At 63.4% G+C, this 22,247-nt stretch carries 24 protein-coding genes; 4 read left to right on the top strand and 20 right to left on the bottom strand.

Going from position 1 to position 22,247, the window contains the following annotated elements:
* Position 1: 1 nt before the first annotated feature.
* Positions 2–1,660 (bottom strand): HD domain-containing phosphohydrolase, encoded by a 1,659-nt coding sequence (locus tag AC07S4_RS27935; RefSeq protein WP_494989706.1) that lies wholly within the window; start codon positions 1,658–1,660, stop codon positions 2–4.
* Positions 1,661–1,935: 275 nt separating this feature from the next.
* Between AC07S4_RS27935 and AC07S4_RS27930 the strand changes: the two genes are divergently transcribed.
* On the top strand, positions 1,936–2,829 hold the full coding sequence (locus AC07S4_RS27930; RefSeq protein ID WP_494989705.1) for an MBL fold metallo-hydrolase: 894 nt from the start codon (positions 1,936–1,938) through the stop codon (positions 2,827–2,829).
* Positions 2,830–2,839: 10 nt separating this feature from the next.
* On the opposite strand, the gene AC07S4_RS27925 is transcribed toward AC07S4_RS27930, so the two are convergent.
* The 9 genes from AC07S4_RS27925 to rpsF form a co-directional block, all read right to left on the bottom strand.
* Positions 2,840–3,310 carry a GNAT family N-acetyltransferase gene (locus tag AC07S4_RS27925; protein ID WP_494989704.1) on the bottom strand — a complete coding sequence of 157 codons (471 nt, stop codon included), beginning with the start codon at positions 3,308–3,310 and terminating at the stop codon, positions 2,840–2,842.
* On the bottom strand, positions 3,307–4,299 hold the full coding sequence (locus tag AC07S4_RS27920) for a bile acid:sodium symporter family protein (protein WP_494989703.1): 993 nt from the start codon (positions 4,297–4,299) through the stop codon (positions 3,307–3,309). The genes AC07S4_RS27925 and AC07S4_RS27920 overlap by 4 nt, the downstream gene beginning before the upstream one ends.
* Before the next feature lie 59 nt (positions 4,300–4,358).
* A complete protein-coding gene (locus AC07S4_RS27915) occupies positions 4,359–5,372 on the bottom strand; it encodes an inorganic phosphate transporter (protein WP_494989702.1) in 1,014 nt (337 codons plus the stop codon).
* 36 nt (positions 5,373–5,408) lie between these two features.
* Complete coding sequence (locus tag AC07S4_RS27910) at positions 5,409–6,035, bottom strand: DUF47 domain-containing protein (RefSeq protein ID WP_494989701.1); 627 nt, start codon at positions 6,033–6,035, stop codon at positions 5,409–5,411.
* 98 nt (positions 6,036–6,133) lie between these two features.
* Positions 6,134–7,519, bottom strand: coding sequence for a replicative DNA helicase (locus AC07S4_RS27905; RefSeq protein WP_494989700.1), 1,386 nt, complete (start codon positions 7,517–7,519; stop codon positions 6,134–6,136).
* A gap of 110 nt (positions 7,520–7,629) precedes the next feature.
* Positions 7,630–8,082 (bottom strand): 50S ribosomal protein L9, encoded by a 453-nt coding sequence (rplI, locus tag AC07S4_RS27900; protein WP_161072656.1) that lies wholly within the window; start codon positions 8,080–8,082, stop codon positions 7,630–7,632.
* Between the two features lie 33 nt (positions 8,083–8,115).
* A complete protein-coding gene (gene rpsR / locus AC07S4_RS27895) occupies positions 8,116–8,406 on the bottom strand; it encodes a 30S ribosomal protein S18 (protein WP_008450941.1) in 291 nt (96 codons plus the stop codon).
* 1 nt (position 8,407) lies between these two features.
* On the bottom strand, positions 8,408–8,710 hold the full coding sequence (priB, locus tag AC07S4_RS27890; RefSeq protein WP_161072743.1) for a primosomal replication protein N: 303 nt from the start codon (positions 8,708–8,710) through the stop codon (positions 8,408–8,410).
* Between the two features lie 31 nt (positions 8,711–8,741).
* Positions 8,742–9,119 (bottom strand): 30S ribosomal protein S6, encoded by a 378-nt coding sequence (gene rpsF, locus AC07S4_RS27885; protein WP_056394461.1) that lies wholly within the window; start codon positions 9,117–9,119, stop codon positions 8,742–8,744.
* A gap of 162 nt (positions 9,120–9,281) precedes the next feature.
* Between rpsF and AC07S4_RS27880 the strand changes: the two genes are divergently transcribed.
* From AC07S4_RS27880 to AC07S4_RS27870, 3 genes are all read left to right on the top strand, one after another.
* Positions 9,282–10,370, top strand: coding sequence for an RpnC/YadD family protein (locus AC07S4_RS27880; protein ID WP_494989699.1), 1,089 nt, complete (start codon positions 9,282–9,284; stop codon positions 10,368–10,370).
* Positions 10,371–10,468: 98 nt separating this feature from the next.
* Entirely contained in the window at positions 10,469–11,125 is a 657-nt protein-coding gene (gene lexA / locus AC07S4_RS27875; protein WP_494989698.1) for a transcriptional repressor LexA, read from the top strand.
* Positions 11,126–11,140: 15 nt separating this feature from the next.
* Positions 11,141–11,767 (top strand): glutathione S-transferase family protein, encoded by a 627-nt coding sequence (locus AC07S4_RS27870; protein WP_494989697.1) that lies wholly within the window; start codon positions 11,141–11,143, stop codon positions 11,765–11,767.
* Positions 11,768–11,786: 19 nt separating this feature from the next.
* Here AC07S4_RS27870 and AC07S4_RS27865 read toward each other — a convergent pair whose 3' ends face one another.
* The 10 genes from AC07S4_RS27865 to AC07S4_RS27820 all read right to left on the bottom strand — a co-directional run bounded on the left by AC07S4_RS27865 (position 11,787) and on the right by AC07S4_RS27820 (position 22,225).
* A complete protein-coding gene (locus tag AC07S4_RS27865) occupies positions 11,787–13,031 on the bottom strand; it encodes a cystathionine gamma-synthase family protein (protein WP_494989696.1) in 1,245 nt (414 codons plus the stop codon).
* Between the two features lie 50 nt (positions 13,032–13,081).
* Positions 13,082–14,608 (bottom strand): amidophosphoribosyltransferase, encoded by a 1,527-nt coding sequence (gene purF, locus AC07S4_RS27860; protein WP_494989695.1) that lies wholly within the window; start codon positions 14,606–14,608, stop codon positions 13,082–13,084.
* 39 nt (positions 14,609–14,647) lie between these two features.
* A complete protein-coding gene (locus tag AC07S4_RS27855) occupies positions 14,648–15,136 on the bottom strand; it encodes a CvpA family protein (RefSeq protein ID WP_228893506.1) in 489 nt (162 codons plus the stop codon).
* 27 nt (positions 15,137–15,163) lie between these two features.
* Positions 15,164–16,267 carry an SPOR domain-containing protein gene (locus tag AC07S4_RS27850; protein WP_494989694.1) on the bottom strand — a complete coding sequence of 368 codons (1,104 nt, stop codon included), beginning with the start codon at positions 16,265–16,267 and terminating at the stop codon, positions 15,164–15,166.
* A gap of 22 nt (positions 16,268–16,289) precedes the next feature.
* Positions 16,290–17,579 (bottom strand): bifunctional tetrahydrofolate synthase/dihydrofolate synthase, encoded by a 1,290-nt coding sequence (folC, locus tag AC07S4_RS27845; protein WP_494989693.1) that lies wholly within the window; start codon positions 17,577–17,579, stop codon positions 16,290–16,292.
* 61 nt (positions 17,580–17,640) lie between these two features.
* Positions 17,641–18,513, bottom strand: coding sequence for an acetyl-CoA carboxylase, carboxyltransferase subunit beta (accD, locus tag AC07S4_RS27840; protein WP_494989692.1), 873 nt, complete (start codon positions 18,511–18,513; stop codon positions 17,641–17,643).
* A 101-nt stretch (positions 18,514–18,614) separates the two neighbouring features.
* Positions 18,615–19,412, bottom strand: coding sequence for a tryptophan synthase subunit alpha (trpA, locus tag AC07S4_RS27835; RefSeq protein WP_494989691.1), 798 nt, complete (start codon positions 19,410–19,412; stop codon positions 18,615–18,617).
* Positions 19,413–19,458: 46 nt separating this feature from the next.
* On the bottom strand, positions 19,459–20,694 hold the full coding sequence (trpB, locus tag AC07S4_RS27830) for a tryptophan synthase subunit beta (protein WP_494989690.1): 1,236 nt from the start codon (positions 20,692–20,694) through the stop codon (positions 19,459–19,461).
* Positions 20,675–21,370 (bottom strand): phosphoribosylanthranilate isomerase, encoded by a 696-nt coding sequence (locus tag AC07S4_RS27825; protein WP_494989689.1) that lies wholly within the window; start codon positions 21,368–21,370, stop codon positions 20,675–20,677. The genes trpB and AC07S4_RS27825 overlap by 20 nt, the downstream gene beginning before the upstream one ends.
* 12 nt (positions 21,371–21,382) lie before the next feature.
* Positions 21,383–22,225: a tRNA pseudouridine synthase A gene (locus AC07S4_RS27820; protein WP_494989688.1), complete on the bottom strand. Its 843-nt coding sequence runs from the start codon at positions 22,223–22,225 to the stop codon at positions 21,383–21,385.
* Between the last annotated feature and the right edge of the window lie 22 nt (positions 22,226–22,247).

Genomic DNA, 22,247 nt, shown 5'->3' with positions numbered 1-22,247 from the left:
GCTACGGGGTGTAGCCGGGGATCTTGGACTCGTCCACGTGGTCCAGCTGGCGCTCGTCCACGTTCTTGTGCGCGAAGTTCAGGTAGACCTTCTGGCGGATGAAGATGTCGAACAGGTCCGGATCGATATGGCCGTTCAGGCTGAAATTGCCCAGGATGCGCAGCGACTCGGACAGCGGCTTGCCTTTTTTATACGGCCGGTCGCGCGCGGTGAGCGCCTCGAAAATGTCGGCGATGGCCATGATGCGCGCCTGCACCGACATCTGGTCCTTGGTCAGCCCGCGCGGATAGCCCTTGCCGTCCATGCGCTCGTGGTGGCCGCCGGCGTACTCGGGCACGTTCTGCAGGTGCTTGGGCCACGGCAGCGACTCGAGCATGCGTATCGTCACCGAGATGTGATTGTTGATTTCCTTGCGTTCCGGCTCGGTCAGCGTGCCGAAGCGGATGTTCAGGTTTTCGGTCTCTTCGGCGGTCAGGAAGTCCTGCTCCTCGCGCACGAACGGCGGCTCCTCGGCGCCCGGCTCCTTCTTGTACACGCGCGGGCCGGTCCAGCGGTAGGCGGCGATCTGGCGCACGCGTTCCTGGTCCTCCGGCTTCATGCCCTCGCCGCCCACATTGGCCACGCGCAGGAACTGGCGGTCCCGCTCCAGCTGCGCCATCTCCTCGGCCAGCGCCGCGTCGATGGCGGCGTGGTCGCCGCCGGCCAGCTTGGCCTTCAGCGCGCGGATTTCGGCGTCGCGCATCAGCACCTCGAAGCGGGCGCTGACCATGTGGATGCGGTCGAAAATGGTTTCCAGCTTGGTGCCCTTGTCCACCACGTGGACCGGGGTGGTGATCTTGCCGCAGTCGTGCAGCAGGCCGGCCAGCCACAGCTCCTTGCGGTCGCCGTCGGTCATGCGGAAATCGGCCAGCGGGCCGCTGTCGGCGTTGTGCACCGCCTCGGCCAGCATCATGGTCAGCTCGGGCACGAACTGGCAGTGGCGGCCGGTGTAGGGCGATTTTTCGTCGATGCCGATGTTGATCAGGTTGACCAGCGCTTCCAGCAGATCTTCCAGCTGCTGGATCAGGCGCTGATTGGTCAGCGCCACGGCGGCCTGCGCGGCCAGCGCCTCGATGAAGCGCTGGTCGGTGGGCGAGAAGGCGCAGATGGCGCCGGTGCCCGGGTCTTTCGCGTTGACCAGCTGCAGCACGCCCACCAGTTCGCCCTCGTGGTCGGTCATCGGCACCGTCAGGAAGGACTGCGAATGGTAGCCGCGCTGCTGGTCGAAGGAGCGCATGCCGGAGAAGTTGAACACGTCGGCCTGGTACACGTCCTCGATATTCACCGAGAGCCGGAAGTTGGCCGAGTAGGCCGCCACCGAGGACAGGTTTTTGTCGCCCTGCTCGTCGTACAGGGGCACGGCCGGAATGTCGATCTTGTCGCCGCTGGCGCCGCCCTGGCGTATGCCCAGGGTGTCGTTGACGGAAATGTGGAAGCACAAGCTGGCGCCGTCGGCGCTGGGGCGGTACAGCGTGCCGCCGTCCGCATGGGTCATGCCCTTGGCCACCATCAGGATGCGCTCCAGCAGCTCGTCCGTGTCATGGCTGGCGCCGAGCGCCACGCTCAGCTCCGTCAGCTGGTCCAGCCGCTGCGCGATTTGTATGTGGTTCAGCTCTTGCATGGTGTTTTTACAATCTTTGGTGCCTGGACGATATTGATTAGAAGTGTAGCCTCAGTGCAAGCGGCTGTACATTGGAAATGCGCCGAAATCCCGCCCGAATCGCCGTGCGCCGCGCACATCGCTCAATTTCGCAACTTTCGGCCCAGAATCGATGAAAAAAAGGCTATCATCGGAGGGTGATCGCCACTTGCCTGTTCAATCATGATTCATATTGAATAGTCAACAGAACGGCGGCAGTGTGGAACGCCAGTGGGCAGAATTAAAAGGCAGAGAGCATGAAATTCAAATTTTGGGGGGTGCGCGGCTCGATTCCCTCCCCCGGTCCGCGCACTGCGCGCTACGGCGGCAACACCACCTGCATCGAGGTGCGCAGCGACGACGACACCTTGATCATTATCGACGGCGGCACCGGCCTGTTTGCGCTGGCGCAGTCGCTGATCGCCCAAAAGAAAACCCCGGTGCAGGCCAATATCTTCATCACCCACAGCCACTGGGACCATATCCACGGCCTGCCCTTCTTCACCCCGCTGTTCATCAAGGGCAGCCGCGTGCGCCTGCACGGCGCCACCGATCCGGACACCGGCAACGGCATTGAGCACGTGATGGGCGTGCAGCTGCAGAACAGCTACTTCCCGGTCAGCGAAACGCAGATGGACGCCACCATCGAATACCGCACGCTGGCGGTGGACGAGGCGATCGCAGTGGGCGACGCGGTGGTGTCGAACGTGGTCATGAACCATCCGGTGATCGACCTGGGCTACCGCATCGACTGCAACGGCAAATCGGTGTTCTTCACCGGCGACCACGAACCGCACTACAACATCTACCCGGAAGACCACCCGGAGTACGCGGCCTACCAGCGGCACATCCAGGAACGCGCCCGCGCGCAGGAGGACAAGGTGCGCGGCGTGACGGCGCTCATCGTCGACTGTTCCTATACCCGCGAAGAATACCCGGCCAAGCAGGGCTGGGGGCACGGCACCTTCGATTCGGCCTTCGACATGGCCATCAAGGCCGGCGCCAAGCGGCTGTACTGCACCCACCACGAACCCACCCGCAGCGACGACGAGCTGGAAGCGGTGTTCGCCGAAGTGATGGCGCGCCGCGCCCCGCTGCCGGAGGGCCTGGAAGTGGTGCTGGCCTACGAAGGGCTGGAAGTCGAGCTCTAAGCCGCGAGGTCTAAACCCGTAGCAAGCGCTTTTCAAAACACACCGATTCCGGCTGGGCTGCGTAGCGGCCGAAATTGGGAATGAGCGCGTAGCCGCGCGCCGCGTAAAACGCCACGGCGCGGGCATTTACGCGCCGCGTGGACAGGCGCAGCGCGCCATAGCCCAGCGCCGCCGCCTCGCTTTCGAGGAAGGCCAGCACGGCGCTGCCGCAGCCGGCATGCCCCGGCCGCGCATACATGCGCTTGATCTCCGCAACACCCTCTTCCAGCGGCCGCAATGCGCCGCAGCCGGCGGCCGCGCCGTCCGCGCCGCGCGCCACGGCGAAGCGGGCCAGCGGGCCGCGCACATCATCCGGATCGAAAGAAGACTGGCCGCTGTCGCCGGTGATCGCCGCCAGCACGGCCGACAGCTCGGCCATCAGCCGCGCCGCGTCGGGCGAAGCGGGATCGGCCGTTTCCACGCGCCAGGCCGCGCGCATCATTGCAGGCCGCCTTCCGTTCTGGCGGCGAAGCGCTGCGCCAGCACCGCGCACACCATCAGCTGGATCTGGTGGAACAGCATCAGCGGCAGAATCACCATGCCCAGCGAGGACGTGGCGAACAGCACCTTGGCCATGGGCACGCCGCTGGCCAGGCTTTTCTTGGAACCGCAGAAGACCACCGTGACCTCGTCCTCCTTGCTGAAACCCAGCCGGCGGCTGAGCCAGCCGGTCAGCAGCAGCACCGCGGCCAGCAGCAGGCAGCACAGCAGCGCGAGCGCCAGCAGCGACGGCACGCCGACCTTGTGCCACAAGCCTTCGCTGACCGCCTGGCTGAAGGCGGTGTACACCACCAGCAGGATGGAGCCCTGGTCCACGAAGCGCAGCAGCGGCTTGTGGCGGTCCACCCATGCGCCTATCCAGCGCCGCATCAGCTGCCCCGCAACGAAAGGCAGCAGCAGTTGCAGCACGATGGACAAGGCGGCGTCCAGCGGCGGCTTGGCCGACGGGCCGTGCACCACCAGCGCGCCAACCAGCAGCGGCGTAAGGAAGATGCCCAGGAAATTGGAGGCGGAGGCGCTGCACACGGCGGCCGCCACATTGCCGCGCGCCACGGCGGTAAAGGCGATGGACGATTGCACGGTGGACGGCAGCATGCACAGGAACAGCACGCCGAGATAGAGCTCCGGCGTCAGCACCGTCAGCGCCAGCGGCTTGAGCAGCAGGCCCAGCAGCGGGAACAGCACGAAGGTGCAGCACAGCACCAGCAGGTGCAGGCGCCAGTGCGTGAGCCCGGCCACGATGGCTTCGCGCGGCAGCTTGGCGCCATGCAGGAAGAACAGCGCGCCGATGGCGAAGGCCGTCACGGCGCTGAACGCTTCGGCCACGCGGCCGGTGCAGGGAAGGAGACTGGCGACGGCAACGGTGAACAGCAGGGCCAGCGTGAAATTGTCGGGCCGGAGGCGGCGCAGGAAAGCGGGGATGGAAGACATGCCCGTATTGTAACAAAGGGAGCCCAAGCTCCCTTTGCACTGCATTTTTACTGCAATAATTACATGATGTGTTTGCCGACCCACCAGGCGATCGCCGCCACGAAGGCCGAGGCCGGAATGGTGAAGATCCAGGCCCACACGATATTGCCCGCCACGCCCCAGCGCACGGCCGACATCTTCTGGGCCGAGCCCACGCCGACGATGGCGCCGGTGATGGTGTGGGTGGTGGACACCGGCACGCCCAGGGCGGTGGCGGTGAACAAGGTAATGGCGCCGCCGGTTTCGGCGCAGAAGCCGCCCACCGGTTTCAGCTTGGTGATCTTCTGGCCCATGGTCTTGACGATGCGCCAGCCGCCGAACAGCGTGCCGAAGCTGATCGCCGTGTAGCAGGAAACGATCACCCACAGCGGCGGCGACACGTCGGTCGAGGCCGAGTAGCCGGCAGCGATCAGCAGCATCCAGATGATGCCGATGGTTTTTTGCGCGTCGTTGCCGCCGTGGCCCAGCGAGTAGGAGGCGGCCGACAGCAGCTGCAGGCGGCGGAACCAGGTGTCGACCTTGCGCGGCGTGGTGCGCACAAAGATCCAGGACACCAGCAACATCATCAGCGAACCGAAGATGAAGCCCAGCAGCGGCGACAGCACGATGAACATCACGGTCTTGATCAGGCCGGCGGAAATCAGCGCGCCCGTGCCCGACTTGGCCACCGCCGCGCCCACCAGGCCGCCGATCAGCGCGTGCGAGGACGAGGACGGAATGCCGTAGTACCAGGTGACCAGGTTCCAGACGATGGCGCCCATCAGCGCGCCGAAGATGACGTACTGGTCCACCACGCCGGGGTCGATGGTGCCCTTGCCCACCGTGGCGGCCACGGTCAGCTGGTGGAACACGAAGATGGCGACGAAGTTGAAGCAGGCCGCCATGGCGACGGCGGTCTGCGGCTTGAGCACGCCGGTCGAGACCACGGTGGCGATCGCGTTGGCGGCGTCGTGGAAACCGTTCATGAAGTCAAACACCAGGGCCAGGAAGACCAGCACTCCCAGCACATAGATGCTCATTTGTACGCTATTCATGGATTATTCTTTTTTCGTAGTGGCGAAGGGTGGCAATTACGCGTTTTCGACGATGATGCCTTCGATGATGTTGGCCACGTCTTCGCAACGGTCGGTCACCGTTTCCAGGATTTCGTAGATGGCCTTCATCTTGATCAGGTTGCGCACGTCCGGTTCGTCGCGGAACAGCTTGGACATGGCGGCGCGCATCACGTGGTCGGCGTCCGATTCCAGGCGGTCGATCTCTTCGCAGATGGCGACGATCTTGCGCGAGTTGTCCATATTGTGCAGCAGGGCCACGGCGTCCTTGACCTTCTCGGTGCAGGCCAGCACCAGTTCGGCCAGGCGCTTGGCTTCCGGCGTGACCGAGTGCAGGTCGTACAGCGACACGGTCTGGCCGGCGTCTTCCATCAGGTCCAGGATGTCGTCCATCTTGGTGATCAGCTTGTGGATGTCGTCGCGGTCGATCGGGGTAATGAAGGTCTTGTGCAGCAGGTCCACCGTGGCGTAGGTGATCTTGTCGGCCTGTTTCTCGATGCCTTCGATGGCGTGCACGCGGTTTTCCAGGTCGTCGAAGTTGGTCATCAGGGCCAGCATTTCCTTGGCGCCTTTGACGCACAGCTCGGCGTGCTGGTTGAACAGGTCAAAAAACTTGCCCTCGGTGGGCATCAAACGTCCAAACATATTATTCTCCAATCATGAATCGTCGTTACTGCAGGCAGCCGCCACGCGGCGGCTTCAGAAAATTGCGGGTACTGCGGGGGTAATGCGAAATTCGAACCTTAGTCGCCCTGGTAGGTCGTCAGCGAGCCGCTGTAGTTGCCGAACTTGGTGTACATGCCCATCCAGGTCAAACGTATTGCGCCGATCGGGCCGTTACGCTGCTTGCCGATAATGATCTCGGCCGTGCCTTTTTCGGGTGAGTCGGGGTTGTACACCTCGTCGCGGTACAGGAAGATGATGACGTCGGCATCCTGCTCGATAGCGCCGGATTCGCGCAAGTCGGACATCACGGGGCGCTTGTTGGGCCGCTGTTCCAGCGAGCGGTTCAGCTGCGACAGCGCAATGACGGGACAGTGCAGCTCTTTGGCCAGGCCTTTGAGCGAGCGCGAGATTTCGGAAATCTCGGAGGCGCGGTTGTCGCCCGGCTTGCTGCCCTGCATCAGCTGCAGGTAGTCGACGATGATCAGGCCGAGCTTGCCGCACTGGCGCGACAGGCGGCGCGCGCGGGCGCGCATCTCGATCGGGTTCAGCGCCGGGGTCTCGTCGATGAAGACCTGGGCGTCGTTCATTTTCTGGATGGCGTTGGTCAGGCGCGGCCAGTCCTCGTCGTTCAGCTTGCCGGTCCGCAGGCGGTGCTGGTCCAGCATGCCCACCGAGCCCAGCATACGCATGGCCAGCTGGGTGCCGCCCATCTCCATCGAGAAGATGGCCACCGGCAGGCCGGCGTCGACCGCCACGTTCTCGCCGATGTTGACCGAGAACGCGGTCTTGCCCATGGACGGACGGCCGGCCACGATGACCAGGTCGCCCGGCTGCAGGCCGGACGTCATGCGGTCCAGGTCGATGAAGCCGGTCGGCACGCCGGTGATTTCACTGGCGTTGTCGCGGCTGTACAGCTCGTCGATGCGCTCGACCACCTGGGTCAGCAGCGGCTGCACCGGCAGCCAGCCCTGGGCGCCGCGGGCGCCCTGTTCGGCGATGGCGAAAATCTTCGATTCGGCCTCGTCCAGCATCTGCTTGACCTCCTTGCCCTGGGGGCTGAAGGCCTGGCCGGAAATCTCGTCGGCCACGGTGATGAGCTGGCGCAGGATGCCGCGGTCGCGCACGATCTCGGCGTAGCGCCGGATGTTGGCGGCCGAGGGCGTGTTCTGCGCCATCGCGTTCAGGTAGGCCATGCCGCCCACCTCGTCCGCCTTGCCCAGCATGGACAGCGCTTCGAACACGGTCAGCACGTCGGCCGGCTTGGAGCCGTTGATCAGGCGGACGATCTGTTCGAAGATGATGCGGTGATCGTAGCGGTAGAAATCGTCGGGATTCATGAAATCCGCGATACGGTCGAACGCGGCATTGTCGCGCAGCAGGCCGCCGATGACGGACTGTTCTGCTTCGATGGAATGCGGCGGAATGCGTAGCGAATCTACCTGTGGATCGGAGGGGGTGTTCATGGCGCGAATTATACCTGCTTCGGTGCAAGGGCAAAAAATAAAAAAGCCGGGCAAGCCCGGCTTTTTTACATGTACAACAGTCTCGCCGTAGATTTCTCTACAACAAAAACTTAGGCAGCTTCGCCAACAACGGCAACAGTCACGTCAACCACGACGTCGGTGTGCAGCGATACCGACACGGCGTGCTCGCCGGTGACTTTCAGCGGGCCGTTAGGCATGCGCACGGCAGCCTTTTCAACAGCGAAACCAGCTTTGGTCAGCGCTTCAGCGATGTCGAAGTTGGTCACGGAACCGAACAGACGGCCGTCAACACCAGCTTTTTGCGAAACGGTCACGGTCATGCCGTTCAGTTTCTCGCCTTGGGCTTGGGCAGCAGCCAGTTTGATGGCGGCAGCTTTTTCCAGTTCAGCGCGCTTGGCTTCGAATTCAGCAACAGCGGCGGTGGTGGCGCGGCGGGCCAGCTTTTGCGGGATCAGGAAGTTACGTGCGTAGCCGTCCTTGACCTTAACCACGTCGCCCAGGTTGCCGACGTTAACAACTTTTTCCAACAGAATGATTTGCATAGTTCTCTCCAGTTTCTAATCTGACGGCGCCAATTAAGCGTGGTGCAGATCGGTGTACGGCAGCAGGGCCAGATAACGAGCGCGCTTGATTGCGGTGTCAACTTGGCGCTGGTAGTGCGCCTTGGTGCCGGTCAGGCGTGCTGGCATGATCTTGCCGTTTTCCTGGACGAAATCTTTCAGCGTGTCTACGTCTTTGTAGTCCACTTGTTCTACGTTTGCGGCGGTGAAGCGGCAGAACTTCTTACGTTTGAACAGAGGATTCTGTTGCTTGCGCTTTTCTTTCAGCTTGAGCTTGTTTTTGTCGAACTTTTTACCGAATGCCATTTTAGGCTCCTGTATCTAATAAACTAAAATCAATGATGTGAAACACCAGGCTTCTGCTATTGCGGTTTTTCTTGGCCAGGAATCCTGTGAACTGATAAATACCGCCCAGGGGCGCGTCGTTGAACCGTTTTGCCAGATCGCCTGCCGCCAGGGCGGGGATCTCGAATTCGGTCAAGCGGGCGATGCCTGCCTCCATCTGCTGCGAGCTGTGCTGCAAGACTGCAGTCACGATCGGCATGCCGGCCGGGGTGTACCTGATGGTGTCCCGTTCGGTGATGAGGGCGTTTACCTGTAGCTGGTTCAGTTCAGTTCCTGGTCAGTGAAAAACTTGACCCTTAGGCCGCTGCAGCTGCTTGGGCTTCGGCGCGATGGCTCTTGGCCGCGTCTTCACGTTGTACCGATTTCATCATCGGCGAAGGAGCGGTTTCCGCTTTCTTCATTTTCACGGTCAGGTGACGCAGAACGGCATCATTGAATTTGAATGCGGTTTCCAGCTCGACCAGGGTCTCGTTGTCGCACTCGATGTTCATGCAGATGTAGTGTGCTTTAGCCAGTTTCTGGATCGAGTAAGCCATTTGACGGCGGCCCCAATCTTCCACGCGATGTACATTACCGCCGCGCGAGGTCACGCTGGCTTTGTAACGTTCGATCATCGCGGGCACTTGCTCGCTTTGGTCCGGATGGACGATAAATACGATTTCATAGTGACGCATGAAAACTCCCTTAAGGACTGTGAATATAGCCCACCCCGGCGTCAAGACGGGTGTGGGAAGAGGTAAGCCCGCGACTATAGCGCCTTTCCGCTGAAAAATCAAGCAGCCGCCGGCTTGCGCTGGCGCAAGGCCGGCAGCCCCTGCGACAGGCATGCTGGCGCCATGAGCCCAGCCAACGACGATTACGACACGCCTTGGAAAAGCGCCGTGATGGCCTATTTCCGCGAATTCATGGCGTTTTTCTTCCCCCGCGTCCATGACGCCATCGACTGGCGCCGGGAATACAGCTTCCTCGACCAGGAATTGGCCCAGGTGGTGCGCGACGCCAAGCTCGGCAGGCGCAGGATAGACAAACTGGTGCGCGTGACCGGCAAGGACGGCGGTGCCAGGCTGCTCTATCTCCATCTGGAGATCCAGCGCAGCCGGGAGAAAGACTTCGCCGAACGCATCTTTACCTATTACTACCGCCTCTACGACCGCTTCCGCTGCCCGATCGCGACGCTGGTGGTGCTGGCCGACCCTTATCCCGCATGGCGGCCGGACTGTTTCGAATGCGAGCTGTTCGGCTGCGAAGCCGGCATACGCTTTCCCACGGTCAAATTGCTGGACTTCTGGCCGCATTTGGACCGGCTATTAAGCAGCAACAACGCTTTCGCGCTGCTGACCGCCGCCCATCTGATGACGCTGCACACCCGCCACGAGCCCCGGAAACGCTTCGAATTCAAGGCAATGCTGACCTCGCTAATGTACGAGCGGCATTGGGACCCGCAGCGCATCCTCGATTTATTCAATGTACTAGACTGGATGATGAAAATCCCGGACGACCTGCAAGACCAGCTGGCCGTGCGGATTGAGGAACTAAACAGGAGTAAGGAAATGCCATTCGAGAACCTGATGATACGCATGGCCAAGGACCGTGCCCGAAAGGAGGGCCTGCAGGAAGGTAGAGAGGTGGGCCTGCAGGAAGGTAGGGAGGTGGGCTTGCAGGAAGGCAGAGAGGTGGGCTTGCAGGAAGGCAGAGAGGTGGGCTTACAGGTAGGCAGAGCGGAAGGCCGGGAGGAAGGCCGGGAGGAAGGCCGGGAGGAAGGCCGCCGGGCCGTGGTGCGCAAGCTGCTGCAACTGCGTTTCGGGCCACTTTCACCCAGTGCCGAACTACGCATCTCCCACGCGAAACCGGAAGAATTGAGCGCCTGGGAAGACAAAATCCTGCAGGCGCGCTCACTGGAGGAGCTTATCGGGCCCATTGCATGAAAATATTTCGCACATATCAACAAAATCCCTTGCATTAGCACGCGCACTGTACAAAAATACAGTCTGTCTATATCCACAGCTCTCAGAGCTAACGCACCATGATCAAGCTCACCGCACGTCAGGAACAAATTCTCAATCTGATCAAGGATGCCATCGACAATACCGGCTTCCCTCCCACCCGCGCCGAAATCGCCAACGAGCTGGGCTTCAAGTCGGCCAACGCCGCCGAGGAGCATCTGCAGGCGCTGGCGCGCAAGGGCGCCATCGAGATCGCCGCCGGCACCTCGCGCGGCATTCGCCTGCTGGGCGCGCACGCCGAATCGGCCGCCACCAAGCTGGCGCACGCGGCAGCCGCCGCCGCGTCCAATATGATGTCGCTGCCGCTGATCGGCCGCGTGGCCGCCGGTTCGCCCATCCTGGCCCAGGAAAACTTGGAAACCAGCTACAGCGTGGACCCTTCCCTGTTCTCCGCCAAGCCCGACTACCTGCTGAAAGTGCGCGGTGAATCGATGCGCGACATCGGCATCATGGACGGCGACCTGCTGGCCGTCAAAAAGGTGGACAGCGCCAAGAACGGCCAGATCGTGGTGGCCCGCATCGGCAACGAAGTCACGGTCAAGCGCTACAAGAAAACCGGCTCGACCATCGAACTGTTCCCGGAAAACCCGGATTTCAAGGTGATCACCGTCCATCCGGAAGCGGAAGAGTTTGCGCTGGAAGGCCTGGCCGTCGGCCTGCTGCGCAGCTGGCATTAATCGGCGGAAGGCAGCATGGCTAGCTTCAAACTTTACGGCAATTGCGAGTCCGGCCACAGCTACAAGGTCAAACTGGCCATGGAAGTGGCCGGTGTGCCGCACGAGTACGAGGAAATCGATCTGCGCCTGGAGCGCGCCGCGCGCCCGGAGCCCTTCCGCAGCCTGGCCAAATATGGCGAAGTGCCGCTACTGGTGCATGAAGACAGGGCGTATGTGCAGTCGAACGCCATCCTGCTGCATCTGGCGGAGCATTTGCAAGCCTACGGCGGCGAAACACAGCAGCGCCTGGAGCGCGTGCGCGAGTGGCTGTTCTGGGAAGCGAACCGCATCGGCTTTTCCATGGCACACCTGCGCTACGGCCAGAAGTTCGATCCCGAAGCTTACGCAGGCAGCGTGCTGCCCTGGTTCCGCAAGCGTTTCGACGCGGACATTGAACGCCTGGACGATGAACTGGCCGACGGCCGCGCCTTCCTGCTCGACGACAGCGTCAGCATGGCGGACTTTTCCATCTGCGGCTATTTGTACTGGCCCGAACAGGCCAATGTGAGCTACCCGCCACGTGTGCAGGCTTGGCTGGACCGCATCGCGGCCCTGCCGGGCTGGCGCCATCCCTACCGGATGGAAGGCGCGCAGCCCTGGTAATGCTGGAGGGGCAAGCCGCTTAGCAGGCTTCCAGCGCGCAGCTGAAATCTTCCAGCAAATCAGCCGTGTCCTCGATGCCGACGGACACGCGTATCAGCGACTCCGCAATCCCCATCGAGGCGCGGCGTTCCGCCCCCATCTCGTAGAAGATGGTGTGCGCCACCGGAATGATCAGCGTGCGCGTATCGCCCAGGTTGGAGGCCGGAATCGCCAGCTTCAGGCGGTTCAGGAAGTCGAAACAGTCGATACCGTCCTTCAGCTCAAAACTCAGCAGCGAACCGTGCGCGCGGAACAGCTCCGTGGCAATGGCGTACTGCGGGTGCGACTGCAAACCCGGGTAATACACCGCCGCCACGCGCTCGTCCGCCTCCAGCAGCTCGGCCAACGCCTTGGCATTGGCGCAGGTGCGCTCCATGCGCAGCGCCAGCGTCTCGGCGCCCACGGCGATGTGGTGCGCCGCTTCCGGCCCCAGCGAGGCGCCGAAATCGCGCAGGCCCTTGGCGCGGATCTGCGTGATGCCCCACTGCGCCGGCGCCGCCTTCTTGTAGTTTTCGAAAATATTCGGGAACTGCGTCCAGTCGTAGGCGCCGGTGTCGGTCAGGCTGCCGCCCAGCGCGTTGCCGTGGCCGCCGATCGACTTGGTCAGCGCATTGATCACCAGGCCCGCCCCCACTGCTTTCGGCTGGAACAGATACGGCGTGGTCATGGTGTTGTCCACGATGTAGAGAATGCCGCGCTCCTTGCACAGCTCGCCGATGCGCTTCAGATCCGCCACCTGGGTGCGCGGATTGGCGATGGTCTCGACGAAGACGATGCGGGTGTTGGGCTGGATCGCCGCCGCCACGTTGGCCACCTCGGTCGCGTCGACGAAATCGACCGCCACGCCCTGCCCCGCCACCGTCTGCCACAGCGAGTTGGTGTTACCGAACAGGAAGGACGACGACACCACATGGTCGCCTGCGCGCAGCAGCGCCTGGAACACGGCGCCGATGGCGCCCATGCCGGTGGCGAAGCACAAGGTGGCCACGCCCTGCTCCATCTTGTTCACTTTGTCTTCCAGCGCGGATACGGTGGGATTGCCCTGGCGGCCGTAGCGGAAGCCCGGTTCCTTGCCCTGGAATACCGAGGCCAGCTGGCGCGCGTCGCCGTAGCCGAAGGCCACCGAGGTATGCACCGGCTTGTGCAGCGAGCCGTGCTCGATGCCCTTCTGGCGGTCGTTGTGCAGGATGGTGGTAGTGAAACCGTAATTTTTCTTTTCTGTCATGATCTCAAGTCAAAAAAAAGCCCGGCGCGCTTGGCGGCCGGGCCGGGACATCACCCTTCGGTGGTGGCCGCGTTCAAGTTCAGCTGGGTCCGGCCCGCATCCTCCGCGGCCGCCGGTTTTTTCGGGTTGTGGCGGTTGTACTCCAGCTTGTCCAGGTAGTCGGGCGACACGTCGCCGGTCACGTAGATGCCGTCGAAGCACGACGCCTCGAACTTGGTCAGCTTGGGATTGACGTCGGTGATGGACTGCTTCAGCGCGTCGATGTCCTGGTACACCAGGTAATCGGCCGTGATCTCCTTGCACACTTCTTCCGTCGTGCGGCCGTAGGCGATCAGCTCGTCGCGCGTCGGCATGTCGATGCCGTACACGTTAGGGTAGATCACCGGCGGCGCGGCGGAGGCGAAGATCACCTTCTTGGCGCCGGAGTCGCGCGCCATCTGCACGATTTCGCGCGAGGTGGTGCCGCGCACGATGGAGTCGTCCACCAGCAGCACGTTCTTGCCCTTGAACTCGTGCGGAATCGCGTTCAGCTTCTGGCGCACCGATTTCTTGCGCGCTGCCTGGCCCGGCATGATGAAGGTGCGGCCGATGTAGCGGTTCTTGATGAAGCCTTCGCGGTACTCCACGCCCAGGCGCAGCGCCAGCTGGATGGCGGCCGGACGCGAGGAGTCGGGAATCGGCATGACCACGTCGATCTCGCCGTCCGGGATTTCGCGCTTGATCTTGTCGGCCAGGTACTCGCCCATTTTCAAACGGGTGGCGTACACCGAGGCGCCGTCGATGACGGAGTCCGGACGGGCCAGGTAGACGAATTCGAATACGCAGGGATTGAGCTGCGGATTGTCGGCGCACTGGCGCGCGTGCAGCTTCTTGTCGGCGTCGATGAAGATGGCTTCGCCCGGCTCCACGTCGCGCACGAAGCGGAAGCCCATGCCTTCCAGCGCCACCGATTCGGACGCGATCAGGTACTCGGTGCCCAGTTCGGTTTCATTGATGCCCAGGCACAGCGGACGGATGCCGTTCGGATCGCGGAAGGCCAGCAGGCCCACGCCGGCGATTTGCGCCACGGCGGCGTAACCGCCCTTGACGCGGCGGTGCAGCACGGTGACGGCCTTGAAAATCGCGTCCGGGTCCAGGTTCAGGCCGGTTGTGGCGGTCTGGATTTCGTGCGCCAGCACGTTCAGCAGCACTTCCGAGTCGGAGTCGGTGTTGATGTGGCGGCGGTCATTCTTGAACATTTCCTCTTTCAACTGTTCCCAGTTGGTGAGGTTGCCGTTGTGCGCCAGCGTGATGCCGAACGGCGCGTTGACGTAGAACGGCTGCGCTTCCTCTTCGCTGGACGAGCCGGCGGTAGGATAGCGGCAGTGACCGATGCCGGTGGTGCCTTGCAGCGAACGCATATTGCGCGTGCGGAAGACGTCGCGCACCAGGCCGTTGGCCTTGTGCATGGAAAACATGCTGCTGTGATTGGTCGCAATGCCCGCCGCGTCCTGACCGCGATGCTGCAGCAGCAGCAAGGCGTCATACAGCATTTGATTGACGGGTTGATGGGATACGACGCCGACGATGCCACACATGGTAGTGCTCCTGGACTGGTACTACGGATTTAAAGAATTCTAAAATTGCACATGCTGCGCGAAGGCAGCGGGCAGGAATGGTTTCACGGTGCGCGCACCGGTCTCCGCGAGCGGACTCAATAGCGCGTTCTTCCAGAAATCCTGCTGCGGTATCGTGGTCATCCCGCACAATATGACTGCGGCCAGCACGATTACAAGGCCCCGCCCCAGGCCGAACAGGCCGCCCAGGCCCCGGTCCGCCAGGCTCAGGCCGCCCGCTTTGATCAGCGCATCGACCGCCATGCCCAGCAGCCCCATCAGGATGCGCACGCCGATGAACAACACGATAAAAGCCAGGATCAGGCGCACCACCTCGCCCGGCACCATCGCGGGCAGCATCTGCGCCAACTGCGCGCCGTAGGCGTTGGCTACCACGAAAGCCACGATCCAGCTGGCCAATGAAATCATTTCCTTGACCAGGCCGCGCATGGTGCTGATGACAACGGAGGCGATCAGCACGAATATCACCAGGTAATCGAATAGCGTCACGTCAGCGCAGCCCTGCGGTCATGTCGGTCAGGAAGTGGCCAGGCTGCTGCTCAGGCCGATCTTGCTCAGCTTGGCGCGCACTTTTTCGGCTTCTTCCTTGTTCGGGAACGGGCCCACGCGGATGCGGGTCAAGGCGCCGCTGGCCGTGGTCACCTTCTGCGTAAAGGACTTGATGCCGGCTTCCTTCAGCTTGCCCTGCAGCTCGTCCACTTTTTCCTGTGTGGCCACGGCGGCCACCTGCACCAGGTACTTGGTGTCCGAAGGCTTGTCTTCCAGGATGGCCATGGCGCGCGCGGCGTCCTCGGACTTGGGCTTGGCTTCGGCGTCGGGCTTGGCGTGCTTGCTCTCGGCCAGTTTGGCGTCGGCGGCGCGCTTGGCGTCCAGTTTGGCCTTGGCCTCCAGCCTGGCTTCGGCTTCCGCCTTGGCATCGGCCTCCGCCTTGGCGTGGCGGATTTCCTCGGCCTTGGCCTTGGCTTTGGCTTCCGCCTTGGCCTTCGCGTCGGCTTCCAGCTTGGCCTCGGCGGCGCGGCTGCTTTCCTTCAGGCTTTCCTTGACGCTGTCCTTGGCCGGCTTGGCCGCGTCGGCATGCGGCTTGGGCTCGGCGGCTTGCGGCGCAGCGGCCAGGACGGGAGCAACAACGGGACTAGTCACCGGCGCGGCCGGCGTGGCCACGGCGGCCGGCTTGGCGGCGGGTGCATGGGCAAGCGGTGCATCCTTGACAATTTCCTCGCTCTTGTCGAGCGCATCTGCCGCGTCCACGCGCGATGCGGGCACGGCGGCGGCTTGCGCGGCGTCGGCCGGCTTGTCCTTGGATGGGATCTGGATGGCGATATCGGACGCCAGCGGCTTGGGTTCGGAGTCCAGCAGCATGGGCAGGCCGACCGCGACGGCCAGCGCCAGCGCAATCGCGCCAACCAGGCGGCGGCGCGCGCGTTTCTTTTCAGGCAAGACCGGATCGGGCGCGGCGTCGCGCGCGCGGGTGCGGCGCGCGCCGCCGTCGCGGTCGGCTGCGCTGGCACGCTTGGATTTGGCCAGTTCCAGCGCGGAGCTGTCGGCTGCGCTGGTGTAATAGCCGCTATCCTGGCCAGCGGCTTCCTGCTTGTTTTTGCTGAGTTTCGAGAACAAGCCCATGCGTGGTTTTCAGTCGGTGATGTCAGTGAAGTGCGGATTTTCGCGCTGCCATGACGCCGGCAACGGTCAGGAACGATCCGAAGACCACAATTCTATCATTCTCGCTGGCACGGCTCATCGCATTTGCAAAAGCTTGTGCCGGATCGTCGAATATATTCACGGTGCGCTCGGGCCGGTCTTCCTGGATCAGCTGCACCTTGGCGGCCAGTTCCGAGCCGGACGCCGAGCGCGGCGACGGCAGCGTGGCCAGGCACCAGTGGTCTACATGCTCGGACATGGCCTTGATGACGCCGTCGATGTCCTTGTCGTGCATGGAGCCGAACACGGCGAAGGTGTACGGGTGGTAGCCCATATTGCCCAGGTTCTGGTTCAGCGCGGAGGCGGCGTGCGGATTGTGCGCCACGTCCAGGATCACCGTCGGGCGGCCCGGCAGCACCTGGAAGCGGCCCGGCAGCTCCACCGTCACCAGGCCGGTGCGCACTTCCTGCGCGCCCACCGGCAGCTCGAGCTTGAGCGCCTCCAGCGCGGCCAGCACCGCCGACGCGTTCAGCAACTGGTTGGCGCCGCGCAGGCTGGGGTAGGCCAGCGAATTGCGGCGCTGGCTGCGGCCGCCGTAGTTCCACTGCTGCTTGTCGCCCGAGTAGTTGAAGTCGCGGCCCATCAGCCACAGGTCCGCGCCTACGCCCTCGGCGTAGTCGATCAGCGATTTCGGCGGCACCGGGTCGCTGCAGATGGCAGGCTTGCCGGAGCGGAAAATACCGGCCTTCTCGTAGCCGATCTGTTCGCGGTTGTCGCCCAGGTAGTCGGTATGGTCGATGTCCACGCTGGTGACAATGGACACGTCCGCATCGATCACATTGACCGCGTCCAGGCGGCCGCCCAGGCCCACTTCCAGTATCGCCACGTCCAGCCCCGAGTTGGCCATCAAATGCATGATGGCCAGCGTGGTGAACTCGAAATAGGTCAGCATGGTATCGCCGCGCGCGGCCTCCACCACGTTGAAGCTGGCCACCAGGGCCTCGTCGCTGGCCAGATCGCCGTTGACGCGGGCGCGCTCGTTGAAATCGAGGAAGTGCGGCTTGATGTACAAGCCCACCTTGTAGCCCGCGCGCAGCAGGATGGACTCCAGCATGGCGCAGGTCGAGCCCTTGCCGTTGGTGCCGGCCACCATGACGACCGGGCAGCTGAAAGCCAGCGCCATGCGTTCCTTGACCGCGCGCACGCGGTCCAGGCCCATATTGATTTCAGTGACAGCGTGGCGCGATTCAATCAGCGCCAGCCAGGCGGGCAAAGTAGTCGGGAGAGTAGACATCGGGGAGGTATTCCAGGCGGGAGGCGGGGCCGGGTCCGCTAGACCCTGCCCCGGGTGTTTCTTAGGCCAGCACTTCGACGGCCTGGCTTTGCAGCAGCGCCAGCAGGCGGGCGATTTCTTCGCGCATCTTGCGGCGGTCGACGATCATGTCGACGGCGCCTTTCTGCACCAGGAACTCGGCGCGCTGGAAGCCTTCAGGCAGCTTTTCGCGCACGGTGTTCTCGATCACGCGCGGGCCGGCGAAGCCGATCAGCGCTTTCGGTTCAGCAATCACCACGTCGCCCATGAAGGCGAAGGAGGCGGACACGCCGCCCATGGTCGGATCGGTCAGCACCGAGATGAACGGCAGCTTCTTCTCGGACAGCTTGGTCAGCATGGAGGTGGTCTTCGCCATCTGCATCAGCGACAGCAGGCCTTCCTGCATGCGCGCGCCGCCGGTGGCGGTGACGCAAATGAACGGCACTTTCTGTTCCAGGGCCACTTGGGCGCCGCGCGCAAAGCGCTCGCCCACCACGGAGCCCATGGAGCCGCCCATGAATTCGAACTCGAAGCAGGCCACCACAACCGGCAGGCTCATGATGGCGCCGCCCATGACGACCATGGCGTCGGTCTCGCCGGTGGCTTCCATCGCCTGCTTCAGGCGGTCCGGGTATTTCTTGCTGTCCTTGAACTTCAGCGTGTCGACCGGCAGGGTTTCCTGGCCGATTTCATAGCGTCCGCCGGCGTCCAGCAGGCCGTCCAGGCGCTCGCGCGCGCGGATGCGCATGTGGTGGTCGCACTTGGGGCAAACGTGCAGGTTCGATTCCAGATCGGTACGGTACAGCACCGCCTCGCACGACGGGCATTTGACCCACAGGCCCTCAGGCATGGTCTTGCGTGCGGCAGCTTCGGAACGCTGGATGCGCGGTGGCAGCAATTTTTCCAACCAGCTCATAAATTTCTCCTAATGCACAATTCAGTGGCGGCAGTGTAGCCGTTTTAGCCGCCACTGTCGAACTTTACACCAGGACAACTTTCCGCACGATCGTGAGATTTTCAGCCGTCCAGCGCGCTGCGGATGCCCGCAACAAAGGCCTGCACGGCGGCCGGCGCACCGCCTTTTGGCGCGTTTTCGATCTCCTGGATAATGCGGCTGCCGATCACCACCGCGTCCGCCACTTCGGCCACCGCCCGGGCGGTGGCGCCGTCGCGGATGCCGAAGCCCACGCCGATAGGCAGCTGCACGTGCTTGCGGATGGCCTTCAGGCGCTCGGCCACTTCCACGGTGTCGATATTGCCGGCGCCGGTCACGCCCTTGAGCGAGACGTAATAGCTGAAACCGCCGCCCACCTTGGCCACCTGGGCAATGCGTTCCTCGGTCGAGGTGGGCGCCAGCAGGAAGATCAGGTCCAGGCCGGCCGCGCGCATCCGGGCGGCGAAGTCCTCGCACTCCTCGGGCGGGTAGTCCACCACGATGGCGCCGTCCGCGCCCGCCTCCAGCGACTTGGCGATAAAGGCTTGCTGGCCGATGCGCTCGATCGGGTTGGCGTAGCCCATCAGCACCACCGGCGTGATCTGGTTGGTCTTGCGGAACTCGCGCACATACTCGAAGCAGTCGCGGATGCCGACGCCGAACACCAGCGCGCGTTCGCAGGCGCGCTGGATCACCGGGCCCTCGGCCATGGGGTCGGAAAACGGCACGCCGAGCTCCAGGATGTCGGCGCCGCCCGCCACCATGGCGTGCATCAGCGGAACGGTTTCATCGGGACCGGGATCGCCTGCGGTGATGAAGGTGACCAGGGCGGTTTTTTTCTGTTCTTTCAGGGCGGCGAAAGTTGGTGCAATACGGGACATATTCATTTCCTTATAAGTAGTGGGCGTGGATGGGGCGAAACCGGGATTACCCGAATTTCAAGCCCATGCGCTCCGCTACCGTATGCATGTCCTTGTCACCACGGCCCGACAGGTTGGCCAGCACAATCTTGTCCTTGGGCAGCGTGGCCGCCAGCTTGGCCGCGTAGGCCAGCGCGTGCGACGACTCCAGCGCCGGAATGATGCCCTCGATATGGCAGCAGTCGTGGAAGGCCTGCAGCGCCTCCTCGTCCGTGATGGACACGTACTGTGCGCGTCCGCTGTCCTTCAGGTAGGCATGCTCCGGCCCCACGCCCGGATAGTCCAGGCCGGCCGAGACCGAATGCGTCTCGATGATCTGGCCGTTATCGTCCTGCAGCAGATAGGTGCGGTTGCCGTGCAATACGCCCGGATAGCCCTTGGTCAGCGAGGCCGCGTGCTTGCCGCTGTCCAGGCCCTCGCCCGCCGCCTCCACGCCGATCAGCTGCACCTGCTTCTGGTCGATATAGGGATAGAAAATGCCCATGGCGTTGGAGCCGCCGCCTATGCAAGCCACCACGTAGTCCGGCTGGCGGCCGGTCATTTCCGGCATCTGCACCAGGCACTCCTCGCCGATCACCGACTGGAAGTCGCGCACCAGCATGGGATACGGGTGCGGGCCGGCCACGGTGCCGATGATGTAGAAGGTGTTTTCAATATTGGTGACCCAGTCGCGCATGGCTTCGTTGAGCGCGTCCTTCAAGGTCTTGGAGCCGGACTCCACCGGCACCACGGTGGCGCCCAGCAGCTTCATGCGGTAGACGTTCTGCGCCTGGCGTTTGACGTCCTCGCTGCCCATGTAGACCACGCACTCCAGGCCGAAGCGGGCGCAAATGGTGGCCGTGGCCACGCCGTGCTGCCCTGCGCCGGTTTCGGCGATGATGCGCTTTTTGCCCATGCGGCGCGCCAGCAGCGCCTGGCCGATGACGTTGTTGATCTTGTGCGCGCCGGTGTGGTTCAGGTCTTCGCGCTTGAAGTAGATCTGCGCGCCGCCGGCTTGCTCCGACCAGCGCTTGGCGTGGTAGATGGGCGACGGACGGCCGACGAAGTGCTTCAGCTCGTAGCGGAATTCATCCAGGAAGATGGGGTCTTTGCTGTAGTGCTCGTAGGCGGCGTTCAGCTCGGCCAGCGCAAAGGTCAAGGTTTCGGCGGCGAAGGCACCGCCGTAGGCGCCGAAATGGCCCTTGGCGTCCGGCAGATGGTAGTCGTGGGCGTGGAACAGCGCGTTAGGAACTTGGTCTTTCATGGGGCGGATCTCTCTCAATGATGGCGTCGGCATCACGGACCGCGCGCACGAAGGCGGCGATCTTGTGGGCGTCTTTTATGCCCTTGGACGCTTCGACACCACTGCTGATGTCAACCGCGTAGGGGCGTAGCTGAGCCACCGCGCCAGTCGCGTTGAGTACGCTCAAGCCACCACTCAAAACGGCCCGATGCGCGAGATCTTTTGGAACGAGTGACCAATCGAAAACCTTTCCTGCGCCGCCGTAGGCATCCACCCAGGTATCGAGCAAAAGGCCCGAGAACAGCCTGCTGGATGCACGGCATTGTGTTTCGTATTCTAGCAAATCGTCCGGCGTAGTGTCGGGTTTGACGCGAAATACCCGCAAATAGGGACGGTTTGCCAGGGCGGCGGCGGCCGCGCACTGCTCGGCCGTCTCGTCGCCGTGGAATTGCAGCAGGCCAACCGGGGCGATGCGCACGGTCTCGGCCACCTGCTCCGGCGTGGCGTTGACGAACAGGCCGGTGGCGGTGACGAAGGGCGGCAGGCCCGCCATCAGTTCGGCGGCGCGCTGCGGCGTGACGTAGCGCGGGCTTTTGTCGTAGAACACGAAACCGGCCGCGTCCGCACCGGCGGCCACCACGGCGGCCAGGTCTTCTTCGCGGGTCAGGCCGCAGATCTTGATGCGGGTGCGGTGCATGCGCTTATCCTTTTAAAACCACGGCAGCGGGCGCGCGCTTTCCTGCGGCAGGCCCCACTTGTCGTCGTATTCGATGTCGGCCAGATACAGGCCGTCGGGCATGAAGGTGGGCGCGGCCTTCGAGCGGTCCTTCATGGCCAGCAGTTGCCCCAGCCATTCCGGCTCCTCGCGCCCGGCGCCGATGTAGACCAGCGAGCCCACCAGGTTGCGCACCATGTGGTGCAGGAAGGCGCTGGCGCGCAGCGTGAACACGACCAGGTCGCCGTGGCGCTCGATGCGGATCTCGTGCATCTGCTTGACCGGGGTCTTGGCCTGGCAGTGCGCGGCGCGGAAGGTGGTGAAGTCGTGCTCGCCGATCAGCGCGGGCACGGCGGCGCGCATGCGCGCCACGTCCAGCGGGCGGTGCGTGAAGCCGGCGCGGCCGGCCAGCAGCGGCGAGCGCACCTGGTGGTTGTGCAGCAGGTAGTGGTAGGTGCGGGAACGGGCGCTGAAGCGGGCATGGAAATCCTGCGCGGTGTGCAGCGGCGCACTGCCCTGCTCCGCCGTGGGGTCGTAGGGCACCACCTCGTGCAGTTCCTTGGCCCAGCGCACGCCGATGGACTCCGGCAGGAAGGCGTTGATGCCGCGCACCCAAGCGTGCATCTCGCGGTTCAGTTCGGTGTCGAAATGGACCACCTGGCCCAGCGCGTGCACGCCGGCGTCGGTGCGGCCGGCGCAGGTGGTGGCCAGCGGCACGGTGGCAAAACGCTGCATCGCCTTCTCCAGCTGGTCCTGCACGGTGTTGCCGCAGGGTTGGGTCTGGTAGCCTTGCCAGGCGGTGCCGTCGTACTGGACTCCTAATGCGATGCGTTTCAATTGCTGCTCTGTCTGTAGTGTG

It is taken from the genome of Pseudoduganella sp. GW821-FHT05F09 (assembly GCF_059419605.1).
This window is presented reverse-complemented; position numbering and strand designations above follow the sequence as displayed.